Here is an 11,524-nt window from a genome sequence, read left to right as displayed (position 1 = left end):
GGCATGAAGGGCGCGGATCTCGACTACGCGCGCGCGCCGCGGCCTGCGCTGGTGTTCGGTTGCCTGATGCCGGCGCCGTGGCTGGGCGCGGCCGCGGGGCTGCTGCTGGCAGCGGGGCCGGCGCAGGGCTTGCCCGACCGCTTCGCGCCGCTGGCGCTGGCAGCGGTGCACGCGCTGGCGCTGGGCATGCTGCTGCCGGTGATGGTCGGGGCGCTGTTCCAGATGATGCCGGTGGTGGCGCGCGTGGATGTCCCCGCCGCCGGCCGTCTGGCCCCGTTCATGGCCGCTACCGGCGCCGCGCTGGCGGCCGCGCTCGGCTTTGGCTTTTTGCGCGGCGAGCCGGTGGCGATGCGGATTGCCGCCGCGCTTGGCGCGTTGCTGCTGCTGGTGGGCGCGGTGCTGCTTGCCGCGGGCCGGCGCGTGGCCGCGGTGGACGCCACCACGCGCACGCTGGCCGGCATTGGTGCACCGCTGATGGTGGCGGTGCTGGCCGGCATCGCGCTGGCGGGCACGTTCGGCGGGCTGTGGCGCGTGCCGGTGGCGCAGGCGCTTGGCCTGCATATGGCGTGGGCGCTGGGCGGCTGGCTGGCGGCGCTGGTCAGCGGGGTTGCGGCCACGGTGCTGCCGATGTTCTGGCAGACGCCGCGCGCGCCCGCGGCGCTGGCGCGCTGGCTGCCGCTGGGGCACTGGGGTCCGCTGGCGGTATTCAGCGCCGCGCTGGTGCTGTGGCCAGCGGAACCGGTGCTGGCACGGGCTGCGCTGGTGGTGTGGCTGTCGTTCGTGGCTGTGCTGGGAGCCAGCGGGCTCGCCGGCACGCTGCGCGCGCGGCGGCGCCACGATCCGCTGTGGCGGCTGTGGCCGGTCGCATGCGCGAGCATGGTCGGCGCGGCGGCGCTGGGTGCGGCGGCGGTGGTGCTGCCCGGGACGGCGCTGCCGCTGGCATGGTGGGCCGGCACCATGGCGCTGGTCGGCGTGGGCGTGCTGCCGGTGACGGCGATGCTGGGCAAGATCGTGCCGTTCCTGGTCTGGCTGCACCTGCGCCGGCTGCTGCCCCCCAGGGCGCGCGTGCCGGCGATGCAGGCGATCATCGCGCCAGGCCGGCAGCGCGGGCAGGCGTGGTTGCTGCTGGCGGCCTACGCGGCGCTGCTGGCGCTGCCGCTGGCGCCGGCGCCGCTGGCCCGCGTCGGCGGGCTGCTGCTGGCGGGCGCCAGCGCGTGGCTGGGGTGGCAATTGCTGGCGGCGCTGCGCTGCATGCGGCAGATGAGGAAGGGTGGCGGGTTGCCGCCGCGTGTTGCTGCGCGGATTGGCGTGCCGCTGGTTGGCTCCCCTCTCCCGCCGGCTGTATGGACCGGGGACATAGGTAACAGGTGTGCCAGGACATGGGTAACACTTTTCCCGCTTAGTCAGCGGGAGGAAAACGTTGCCCTGGAGCCAAACCACCGTGAAGCAGCAAAGAGAAGAGTTCGTCCGCCTGGCACGCCAGGCGGACGCCAATATTGCGGAGCTTTGCCGCCGCTTCTGCATCAGCCGCAAGACCGGCTACAAGTGGTTGAACCGAGAGGATCTGGACGACCGAACTCGGCGGCCACATAGCTCTCCCGGCCGAACTCCAGCTGCCATCGAAGAGAGCGTGCTAGCGATACGAGCCGAACATTCGGCCTGGGGCGCCCGCAAGATCGCACGCGTGCTGGAGCGCGACCACCGCATCCAAATCGCCCCGAGCACAGTCAATTGGGTGCTGCGCCGCCATGGCTTGATCGATCCGGCCGCCAGCGCGGCCGCTACAGCATGGCAGCGCTTCGAGCACGACCGGCCCAATGCACTATGGCAAATTGACTTCAAAGGCCACTTCGCTACCGACACGCAGAGGTGCCACCCGCTCACGGTCTTGGACGATCACTCCCGGTTCAATGTGCTGCTCAAGGCCTTGGGCAACGAACAGTTTGAATCCGTACAGGAAGCGTTAGAGATGGCTTTTGCGCGCTATGGGCTGCCCGAACGGATCAATGCAGACAACGGCCCGCCCTGGGGTTCCCCAGTGCCCCGAGCATTAACCACGCTGGGCGCGTGGCTGATTCGCCTGGGCGTGCGGCTCAGTCATAGCCGACCTGGCCATCCTCAGACCAACGGTAAGGACGAGCGCTTCCATCGAACCATGCAGGCTGAGCTGTTGGCCAACCAGCGTTTCCGGGATCTGGACGATGCCCAGCAGCACTTCAGCCATTGGCGCCACGTGTACAACTTCAAGCGCCCCCACCACGCGCTGGATATGGAGACCCCCGCAAGCCGCTATGCGCCTAGCCCACGGGCGATGCCGCGCGAACTCCCGCCCATCGAGTACGGCAGCAATGACATCGTGCGAAAGGTAGGCGACGGCGGGCGCATCTGCTTCCGAGGAAAGACGTTCCGGGTCGGACGAGCCTTGGTCGGAACGCCCGTAGCGCTGCGCCCTCGCGTGGATCTGGACGGCACCTTTGACGTCTACTTCTGCCATCAAAAGGTCGCCACAATAGACCTACAGCAGGCCGATTAAACTGGAGACTGGACTGTTACCCATGTCCTGGCACATGTGTTACCCATGTCCCCGGTCCATACAGCCGGCGGGAGAGGGGCAGGGGCAGAGGGCAGGCGCTGGCATACCGACGCGGCCGGCTTCGTAGACGCTCTCGCCCTCTCCCCCAACCCCGCTCCCGCAAGCGGGCGAGGGGAGCCTGGTTCGGGCGTTGTTGGCGACGGCGCGCATGGCTGGCATGCGCGCAGGGCTCAGACAACTGCGGCGCTTGCCGCCTCGTCCGGCGTCTGCGCCGGCGCCAGACCCGCCGGCTTCTCCCCCGTCAGCAGATAGTGCATCAGCTCGGCCACCGGCCGAATGGCCTCGCGGAACGGCAGCGCGCCGCGGCCGCGGAAGAACAGGCCGCGTTCGACATCGCCGCGCACCGCCTGCGCCAGCTTCAGGTCGATGCAGAACTGGCCGATGCGCGCGATGCCGTCGCGCAGCCCGCATGCCTGCAGGCAATCGAAGCCTTCCAGGCACTCGCGCACGCGGGCGCGGCGCTGCAGGCGCGCTTCGCTCGACAGGTAGCGCTGCAGCCATGGCGTCAGCACCGCGCGCGCGGGCAGGCCGGCCACGCTGGTGAACTCGCGCAGGGTTTCGGGCCGCGCCGTGGCCAGCACTTGCTTGAAGGCCGGATGCGCATCGCATTCCTCGGTCACGGCGAAGGCCGTGCCCAGCTGCACCGCGGCGGCGCCTTCGCCCAGCCAGTGGCGCACCTTGGCGTGGCTGTCGATGCCGCCCGCCACGATCAGCGGGATGCTGTCCCAGGCCAGGCCCAGCTGCGCAAACAGTTCGCGGCATTCGCCCAGCACGCGCGAGAACGAGAAGCGCGGCTCGGACAGGTCCTGGATGGTTGCGGCACCGAGGTGGCCGCCGGCGTGCGCCGGGTGTTCGACCACGATGGCGTCGGGCAGCCGGCCCTTCTTCATCCAGCGGCGCAGCACCAGGCCGATGCCGCGCGCCTCGGACAGGATCGGGATCAACGCCACCTTGGGATGGCCGGCGGTCAGTTCCGGCAGGTCCAGCGGCAGGCCGGCGCCCATGACGATGGCATCGGCGCCGCTTTCACAGGCTTGCCGCACCAGGGCCGCGTGCGAGCCGACCGCCTTCATCACGTTGACGGCAATCAGGCCGCGGCCCTCGGAGGCGGTGCGCGCGGCGCGGATCTCGCGGTCCAGCGCCTCGAGGTTGGCGGCCTCGATGGCGGGCTTGTCGCGGCTGCCGCGGGTGCGCGCCATCAGGTCGGGGTGGTGGTGGCGCAGGTCGATGCTGGCGATGGTGCCGACGCCGTTTTCGCGCGCGACGGCGCCGGCCAGCCGGTGGGCCGAGATGCCGATGCCCATGCCGCCCTGCACGATCGGCAGCAGGCGGCGGCCGGCCAGCTTGAGCCAGGGGTGATTCATAAACGGGTCTCCGGAAGAGGATGGGGGCCGGGCCGCATGGCGCCGGCGCAGGGATGACGCGCAAGCGTGGCACAGCGCCGCGGGCCCGCGTTTGCCGCAGGTCAAGCCTGGCGGGGTGGCCTGCCATCGGCCTACGCCGACCGGCATAGCCCGTCGCGGCGGGGGTGCTGTTGGCGTGGGTTTGCGCACGGTCAAGCCCCGGGCGCGGGCGCTTGGCTAGCATCGGCCGCTGTCTTCCTTCCCCCGCGCCGCCGCCGGCGCCATCAACCGATGACCAGTTCCACCCCCGCCCGACCCGACTCCCCGTCGGCCGCCGCGTGCGCGCCGCGCCGCCCGCAGCTGGTTGCGCCCGCCGGCTCGCTGGCGGCGCTGCGCATGGCCTTGCAGCACGGCGCCGACGCGGTCTACCTGGGCCTGCGCGATGCCACCAACGCGCGCAACTTCGGCGGCCTGAATTTCACCGAGGCCGACATCCGCACCGGCGTGGCCGAAGCCCATGCGCGCGGTGCCGAGGTGCTGTTCGCCATCAACACCTTTGCGCAGATGGGCGCGGTGGCGCAATGGCACCGCGCCGTCGATGCGGCCGCGGACCTTGGCGCCGATGCCGTGATCATGGCCGACGCGGGCCTGATGGGCTATGCCTGCGCGCGCCATCCCGGCCTGCGCCTGCACCTGTCGGTGCAAGGCTCGGCCACGCATGCCGACGCCATCGAGCTGATGCGCGAGCGCTTCAACATCCGCCGCGTGGTGCTGCCGCGCGTGCTGTCGCTGGCGCAGATCGGCAAGCTGGCGCGCCAGACCAGCGTCGAGCTGGAGGTGTTCGGCTTCGGCAGCCTGTGCGTGATGGCCGAGGGCCGTTGCCTGCTGTCGTCCTATGCCACCGGCGATTCGCCCAACAACAAGGGGGTGTGCTCGCCCGCGCATGCGGTGCGCTGGACCGAGCACGACGGCACCATGCAGGCGCGGCTGTCGGGCATCCTGATCGACAGCTATGCGCCCGGCGAGCCGGCCGGCTATCCGACGCTGTGCAAGGGCCGTTTCGAGGTCGAGGGCGAGCGCGGCTACGTGCTGGAGGAGCCCACCAGCCTGAATGCGCTGTCGCTGCTGCCGGCGCTGATCGACATGGGCATTGCCGCGATCAAGATCGAAGGGCGCCAGCGCAGCCCGCGCTATGTCGGCGACGTGGTCGGCGTGCTGCGCGCGGCGATCGACGCCGCCTGCGCCGATCCGGCCCGCTTCGTGCCGCGCCAGGAATGGCAGGGCACGCTGGGCCGTCACGCCGAAGGTGACCAGGTTACGCAGGGCGCCTATGACCGCCCCTGGCGCTGACGCCATGACAGCCACGATGGACCTGACGGAGCTTCCCATGCCACACACCGCCGCGGCCGCCATGCCGCACGCCGCAGCGATGCCCGGCTTCGGCATCGCGCTGGGCCCGCTGCTGTACTACTGGCCGCGCGAGGCCGTGATGCAGTTCTACGCGTTGGTCGCCGATGCGCCGGTCGAGCGCGTCTACCTGGGCGAAACGGTCTGCACCCGCCGCCATGAAATCCGCCATGCACAATGGCTGGAGATTGCGCAGATGCTGCGCGATGCCGGCAAGGAGGTGGTGCTGTCCACGCCGGTGCTGGTCGAGTCCGATACCGATATTGCCTGGATGCGGCGCGTCTGCGCCCAGGACGACTACCTGGTCGAGGCCAACGATCCCGGCGCGGTGCGTTGCATGGGCGGGCGGCCCTTCGTCGGTGGCCCGCATCTCAACGCCTACCATGCCGATACGCTGGCCTGGCTCGCCGGCCTGGGCGCGGTGGGCTGTGTCGCGCCGGTGGAGATGGATGGCGTCACGCTCGCCGCGCTGGCGGCGGCGCGGCCCGCCGGCATGCAGCTGGAAGCCTTTGTGTGGGGCCGCCTGCCGCTGGCGTTCTCGGCGCGCTGCTTTACCGCGCGCCACCATCGCCTGCGCAAGGACAGCTGCGAATTCCGCTGCATGGACTACCCCGATGGCCTGGTCGCCGCGACCGGCGAGGGGCAGGCGTTTTTCACGCTGAACGGGGTGCAGACGCAGAGCGCCACCTGCCTGGACCTGTGCGCCGAGGCGCTGGAAATGGTTCAGATGGGCGTGGGGATGCTGCGCGTCAGCCCCCATTCGACCGGCACGCTCGCGGTGGTGCAGCAACTCGCGGCGATCCGTGCGGGGCAGCGTGCGCCCGCGCCCAGCGGCATCACGCTGGCCGGCGCCGAGCCGTGCAACGGCTACTGGCACGGCCGCGCCGGCATCGCCTGGGAGGCCCCGGCATGAGCGCGCTGCACAAGCTGATGGCCGGCGTGCACCGGCGCCTGCCGGCGCGCGCGCGGGCGCTGCCGCTGGTGGCCGCGCTGGAGCTGGCGCGCCGCGCGGGCTGGCTGGAGCCGCCCGCGGCACTGGACGGGCATGCCTTCCTGCTGACGGTGCAGGACCTGGAACTGGCCGTGCCGTTCCGCTGCGAAGGCGGGCGCTTCCGCGCCGGCATTACCGACGCCGAGCCCGCGCTGACGCTGCGTGCCTGCGCGGTGGACTACCTGCGCCTGCTGGGCGGCGAGGCCGACACCGACACGCTGTTCTTCCAGCGCCGCCTGGTCATCAGCGGCGATACCGCGCTGGGACTGGAGGTCAAGTACTGGCTCGATGCCGCGCCGCGGCCGCCGTGGGTCAGCCAGGCCGCATCGCGGCTGGTGGCGCTGCACGGCGCCACCGCGGGCCGAGCCGGGGCCGCCTCCTGAGCGCGGCTCAGGCGTCGCCGTCCAGCATGAAGCGGTTGCGGCCGGCGCGCTTGGCGCGGTACATCGCGCTGTCGGCACGGTGCAGCAGCGGCTCCAGCCGCGGCGCTTCGGGCACCGCCCAGACCGCGCCCACGCTGATGGTCACTACCGGCTGCACCGGCGTGCCCAGGTGCGCAATGCCCAGCTCGCGCACCGCGGCCACCATGCGGCGCCCCAGCTCGCGGGTCTCGTCACGGCTCGCGCCGGGCAGCACCGCGGCGAATTCCTCGCCGCCCAGCCGCGCGCAGAACTGCTCGCCATGCAGCACGCCGCTGAGGGCGCCGGCGATCTGCCGCAGGCAATCGTCGCCGGCCATGTGGCCATGCAGGTCGTTGTATTGCTTGAACTGGTCCACGTCCAGGATCAGCAGTCCCAGCGGCTGGCCGCGCTCGCACGCGCGCGTCACGGCTGCGATCGATTCGCGCTGGAAGTAGCGGCGGTTGCGGATGCCGGTCAGGGCGTCGATGTCCAGGTCCGCCTGCACCTGCCACAGCTGCTCTTCGGTCTGCCCTAGCCGCGCGCTCAGCGCCAGCTCGCGCGACTGGAAGCGGCTGATGTCGCGCAGGAACAGCAGGCTGCCCATCTGCCTGCCGTCCAGGCGCGCGACGCGTTCACCGCTCAGTTCGAACGGCGCGCCCGGCGGCACGAAAGGCACGGCCGCGCCGTCGGCCGCGCGCTCGCCAGGCGCACGCCGCAGCGCCGTGTCCCAGCCGGAGGGCAGCGGATCGCCCCGGCGCAGCGCCGGCCACAGCTGCGACGCGGCGGGATTGAATTCGACGATGGTGCCATGGCCGTCGACGATGACGCAGCCTTCGCCGAGCGCATCGAACACGCGCAGCCGCGCGTAGTGGCCGATATCATCGAGATGCGTGCGCAGCCCGCAGAACCAAACCAGCGCCGCCATCAGCGAAAACGTCGCCGGGGTCAGGTCACCGCCCAGCGGCCCGGTCCAGCGGTTCAGGTAGGCGACATTGGCCACCAGCGGCAGGGCCAGGCCCGCGCCCAGGATGGCGCGCCCGCGGCGCGACAAGGCGCCGTTGGGCACTTCGGCCGTGACCAGGAAATACAGGCTCAGCGCCAGCAGCAGGTATGACCACGCCGCCACCACGGCATAGCCGATGCCATGGTCGAACACCGCGCCGGGCGAGACCCCGGGCGGCATCAGCGTGATGCGCGGCCACACCAGCCCGTGGCGCTCGTTGGTAAAGACCATCACCACCGTCACCACCGCCGCCAGCACCGGCAGCCACAGCCTTGACCACGGCACCACGTAGCGCGGGCGGCTCAGGTGCACCATCGCCACCAGCCAGCCGATCGGCACCGCGACGATGCCGAGGTACTGGATCTTGGCCCACAGGATGCGCCCCTCCAGGTCGGTCGAGCTGATCTCCAGCAGGCGGCCGCCGCTCCAGGTGGCCGCGCCGGCGGCCAGCACCAGGAAGGCCTGCACGGTCGGATCGTCGCGCCGCGGCCAGGTGGCGATGGCCATGCCGATGCAGGCAACCACGGCGACGGTAAGCAGGAGAACCAGTGAATATGAGGGCATTGAAGGCGGCGCGCGTGTTCGAGACCCGGGCATTGGTGCCGCCGCCCGGCCAGGCGCACGCCGGTTGCATGCGCTCCGCGATCTCGTCAGCCAGCATGATACCGTTCGGCATCGCCGGCTTGGCAGCGGGTGCGCCGATGCAACAGCGGCCGCGCGGCCGCCGCCGTACCGGTCGCGCCGCACCCGTATCCGGACCCGGTCAGGCCTGTCTCGGGGTTTCCCGCACCAGCCAGAAGGGAATATCGACGACGTCCTGCTGCAGGCCCGGCCAGTCGAAGCCCATGCCGCGCGTCAGCAGATGGCCCCAGCCGTCGATCCATTTCTGCTGGGCGCGCGCATACAGCTCCAGCATGGTCGAAGCGTATTGCAGCGGGGCGCCGAGCAGCGGTAGCTCGCTGGCGATCTCGCGCGCGTAGCGGGCTTCGGGGTCCGGCTCCATCATCGTGCCCATGGCGTCGAACTGGATGTTCTCGAACAGGGTGCGGGCGAAGTCCAGGTTGAGTTCGGCCATGCGGCGCCAGGCGCCGGCCAGGTCGGCCTGCATGGCCTCCAGCTGCGGCACGCCGGCGTAGACGGCGGGAAATGGCCAGAACACCGGCGGCCAGAAGATTTGCGTTGCAGTCATCATCACGGGATTCTCCAGTGGCGGGCCGTGCGCGCAGGGGGCGGCAGTTGCTGCACACGGCGATGGCGCCCTGCGTGGGCATCCGCATCAGCTTATGCGGTAATGGCGCGACTTGCCATGCCGCGGCACCGGAACCGGACTCGGATCACTTGCAACCCAGCCGCCTGGCCAGCTTGTGCAGGTTGCTGGCGTCGATGCCGAGCTGGCGCGCCGCCTGCGCCCAGTTGCCGCCTTGCTCGCGCAGGGCGTGCGCGATGCAGGCCCGCTGGGTGTGCTCGACGGCGTCGCGCAGCGTTGCCGCCGCGGGCAGCGCCGGCGTGGCGGGCGGGCTGGCCGCGCCGCTGCCGGGGCGGGTGGCCGGCGGCAATTCCAGGCCGTCGAGGTCGAGCAGTTCCGGCTCCAGCGTCACGATGTCATTGCGACCCGCGCCGCGGCTGACCGCGCGCAGCGCGGCGCGGCTGATCACGTGCTCCAGCTCGCGCACGTTGCCGGGCCAGCGGTAGTGGCGCAGCGCGTCCTGCGCGCCGCCCGAGAGCCGCAGGCTGCGCAGCCCCAGGCGGGCGCGGTTCAGCTCGAGGAAGCGCCCGGCGAGCAGCAGCACGTCGTTGCCGCGCTCGCGCAGCGGCGGGATCGGGATCGGGTAGACCGACAGGCGGTGGTACAGGTCGGCGCGGAACGAGCCATCGCGCACATGCTCGCGCAGGTTGCGGTTGGTGGCGGCGATCACGCGCACGTTGACGCGGCGCGGGCGGTCCGAGCCCAGCCGCTGGATCTCGCCGTTCTGCAGCGTGCGCAGCAGCTTGGCCTGGATCGCCAGCGGCAGCTCGCCCACCTCGTCGAGAAACAGGGTGCCGCCGTCGGCGGCCTCGAAGCGCCCCGGGCGCTCGCCGGTGGCGCCGGAAAAGGCGCCGCGCGCGTGGCCGAACAACTCGCTCTCGGCCAGCGATTCCGGCAGCGCGGCGCAGTTGACGTGCACCAGTGGCTGCGCGCGCCGGCGCGACTGGCGATGCAGGCGGTGCGCGAACAACTCCTTGCCCACGCCGGTCTCGCCCAGCAGCAGCACCGGCAGGTCGGTGTCGGCCACCACTTCCAGCTCATGCAGCAGGTTGGCGATGGCCTCGCTCTGGCCGATGATCTCGGCGCCGATGTCGTGCGGGGCCGCGCCTTCCTCGGACTCGGGGGTGCCGCGCGCAAGCTGCAGCGCGCGGATCTCGCCCTCGAGCCGGGTGGTGCGGATGGCGGCTTCGACGATCACCGTCAGGCGCTGCAGTTCGGCCTGGGCGGCGCCGTCGAAGGTGCCGACCGCGAGCGCGTCCAGCGTCAGCACGCCCCACGGCTGGCCGTCCACTTCCAGCCGGGTGCCCATGCAGTCATGCACCGGCAGCGGCTCGCCCACATGCTCGTCGATCAGGCCGTCGTAGGGGTCGGGCAGCATGCTGTCGTGATGGAAGCAGGTCACGCCGCGGCGCGCCAGGATCGCGGCCAGGCGCGGGTGCAGGCCCACCGCGAAGCGCCGGCCCAGCGCATCGCGCACCAGGCCGTCGACCGCCACCGGGCGCAGGTGGTCTTCCTCCAGCCGCAGCAGCGCCACCGCGCCGCAGCGGAAATGCGTGCGCAACGCGCTGACCAGCCGCTGCAGGCGCACCGCATGCGGCAAATCGATGACCAGGTCGGCCAGCAGGTCGGGATGCATGGTGGCTGAAATCATGGTGGAAAACACCTTACAGGGTCATTAGTACCGCGACAAGTATAGGGTAATTTGTACCCCGACATTTCCAATTCCTTGATTCAACTAGTTTTTTTTCTGGCACGCTGCTCGCGTATGTCTGACGGTCATCACTTCCACACGGAGAAACCGCCATGACGTTGCAAGACCATTCGCTGGGCCAGCTGGCCCGCCAGATTCCCGGTGCCACCCGCATCTTCCACGACCACGGGCTGGACTTCTGCTGCGGCGGCAAGCAGACCCTGCGCGACGCCGCGCAGCAGAAGGGGCTCGATGCCGCCGCCGTGGCCGCCATCGCCGCGCAGCTGCGCGCGCTGCAGGCCGAGGCCGATCCGTCGGCGCAGGACTGGAACACGGCCACCCCCGCGGCGCTGATCGAGCATATCCTGGTGCGCTTCCATGCCCGCCATCGCGAACAGTTGCCCGAGCTGATCCGCCTGGCGCGGCGGGTCGAGCAGGTCCACGGCGACCGGCCGGAGTGCCCGCTGGGGCTGGCCGACCACCTGAGCGAGATGCTGGGCGAGCTGGAATCGCATATGCAGAAGGAAGAGCAGGTGTTGTTCCCGATGCTGCTGCGCGGCCTGCATGCCGCCGCGAGCCGCCCGATCACGGTGATGCGCGCCGAGCATGACGACCACGGCGTGGCCCTGCAGCGGCTGGCCGAACTGACCCACGACATCACGCTGCCGCGCGCCGCCTGCAATACCTGGCGCGCGCTCTACCTGGGCCTGCGCACGCTGCGCGAAGACCTGATGGAACACATCCACCTGGAAAACAACGTGCTGTTCGAAGGCGCGGCGGCCACCGCTTCCGCCACCGCGCAGGCCAGCGGCTGCGGCTGCTCGGCACACGCCTGAGCCCGCCCGATACC

At 71.1% G+C, this 11,524-nt stretch carries 9 protein-coding genes and 1 pseudogene; 6 read left to right on the top strand and 4 right to left on the bottom strand.

The features are described 5' to 3' along the window. Window positions 1-3: 3 nt before the first annotated feature. Together CBM2586_RS28000 and CBM2586_RS27995 are read left to right on the top strand one after the other, a co-directional pair. Window positions 4-1,314: pseudogene (locus CBM2586_RS28000) on the top strand (hypothetical protein); the annotation flags it as partial. Window positions 1,315-1,420: 106 nt separating this feature from the next. Continuing rightward, window positions 1,421-2,533 (top strand): IS481 family transposase, encoded by a 1,113-nt coding sequence (locus tag CBM2586_RS27995; RefSeq protein WP_115687561.1) that lies wholly within the window; start codon window positions 1,421-1,423, stop codon window positions 2,531-2,533. Window positions 2,534-2,763: 230 nt separating this feature from the next. On the opposite strand, the gene CBM2586_RS27990 is transcribed toward CBM2586_RS27995, so the two are convergent. Next, window positions 2,764-3,957, bottom strand: a complete 1,194-nt coding sequence (locus CBM2586_RS27990; RefSeq protein ID WP_115691100.1) for an NAD(P)H-dependent flavin oxidoreductase — start codon at window positions 3,955-3,957, stop codon at window positions 2,764-2,766. Window positions 3,958-4,227: 270 nt separating this feature from the next. Here CBM2586_RS27990 and ubiU point away from each other — a divergent pair, with 270 nt between their 5' ends. From ubiU to ubiT, 3 genes are read left to right on the top strand one after another with little or no spacing between them, the layout of a single operon-like run. Next, entirely contained in the window at window positions 4,228-5,286 is a 1,059-nt protein-coding gene (gene ubiU / locus CBM2586_RS27985; protein ID WP_240988044.1) for a ubiquinone anaerobic biosynthesis protein UbiU, read from the top strand. Between the two features lie 37 nt (window positions 5,287-5,323). After that, window positions 5,324-6,256 carry a U32 family peptidase gene (locus tag CBM2586_RS27980; RefSeq protein WP_115691532.1) on the top strand — a complete coding sequence of 311 codons (933 nt, stop codon included), beginning with the start codon at window positions 5,324-5,326 and terminating at the stop codon, window positions 6,254-6,256. Further along, entirely contained in the window at window positions 6,253-6,717 is a 465-nt protein-coding gene (ubiT, locus tag CBM2586_RS27975; RefSeq protein ID WP_115666085.1) for a ubiquinone anaerobic biosynthesis accessory factor UbiT, read from the top strand. The genes CBM2586_RS27980 and ubiT overlap by 4 nt, the downstream gene beginning before the upstream one ends. A 7-nt stretch (window positions 6,718-6,724) precedes the next feature. Here the strand turns inward: ubiT and CBM2586_RS27970 are convergent, their stop codons facing one another. From CBM2586_RS27970 to norR, 3 genes are all read right to left on the bottom strand, one after another. After that, entirely contained in the window at window positions 6,725-8,302 is a 1,578-nt protein-coding gene (locus CBM2586_RS27970) for a histidine kinase N-terminal 7TM domain-containing protein (RefSeq protein ID WP_115666086.1), read from the bottom strand. 199 nt (window positions 8,303-8,501) lie between these two features. Continuing rightward, window positions 8,502-8,930, bottom strand: a complete 429-nt coding sequence (locus CBM2586_RS27965) for a polyhydroxyalkanoate granule-associated phasin (RefSeq protein WP_115666087.1) — start codon at window positions 8,928-8,930, stop codon at window positions 8,502-8,504. 142 nt (window positions 8,931-9,072) lie between these two features. Further along, window positions 9,073-10,620, bottom strand: a complete 1,548-nt coding sequence (gene norR / locus CBM2586_RS27960; protein WP_373424295.1) for a nitric oxide reductase transcriptional regulator NorR — start codon at window positions 10,618-10,620, stop codon at window positions 9,073-9,075. A gap of 167 nt (window positions 10,621-10,787) precedes the next feature. On the opposite strand from norR, the gene ytfE reads away from it, so the two are divergent. Then, a complete protein-coding gene (gene ytfE, locus CBM2586_RS27955; protein WP_115666088.1) occupies window positions 10,788-11,510 on the top strand; it encodes an iron-sulfur cluster repair protein YtfE in 723 nt (240 codons plus the stop codon). The last annotated feature ends 14 nt before the right edge of the window (window positions 11,511-11,524 follow it).

The organism is Cupriavidus taiwanensis (assembly GCF_900250115.1).
Classification (GTDB): domain Bacteria; phylum Pseudomonadota; class Gammaproteobacteria; order Burkholderiales; family Burkholderiaceae; genus Cupriavidus; species Cupriavidus taiwanensis_B.
The sequence above is the reverse complement of the archived record's forward strand: the minus strand, read 5'-3'. Positions and strand labels throughout refer to the sequence as shown.

What these genes read in the sequence shown, in the direction of transcription:
- ubiU (WP_240988044.1), top strand. Translation starts at nt 4,228, where the DNA reads ATGACCAGTTCCACCCCCGCCCGACCCGACTCCCCGTCGGCCGCCGCG.
- CBM2586_RS27970 (WP_115666086.1), bottom strand. Translation starts at nt 8,302, where the DNA reads ATGCCCTCATATTCACTGGTTCTCCTGCTTACCGTCGCCGTGGTTGCC.
- CBM2586_RS27965 (WP_115666087.1), bottom strand. Translation starts at nt 8,930, where the DNA reads ATGATGACTGCAACGCAAATCTTCTGGCCGCCGGTGTTCTGGCCATTT.
- CBM2586_RS27990 (WP_115691100.1), bottom strand. Translation starts at nt 3,957, where the DNA reads ATGAATCACCCCTGGCTCAAGCTGGCCGGCCGCCGCCTGCTGCCGATC.
- ytfE (WP_115666088.1), top strand. Translation starts at nt 10,788, where the DNA reads ATGACGTTGCAAGACCATTCGCTGGGCCAGCTGGCCCGCCAGATTCCC.
- ubiT (WP_115666085.1), top strand. Translation starts at nt 6,253, where the DNA reads ATGAGCGCGCTGCACAAGCTGATGGCCGGCGTGCACCGGCGCCTGCCG.
- norR (WP_373424295.1), bottom strand. Translation starts at nt 10,620, where the DNA reads ATGCATCCCGACCTGCTGGCCGACCTGGTCATCGATTTGCCGCATGCG.
- CBM2586_RS27980 (WP_115691532.1), top strand. Translation starts at nt 5,324, where the DNA reads ATGCCACACACCGCCGCGGCCGCCATGCCGCACGCCGCAGCGATGCCC.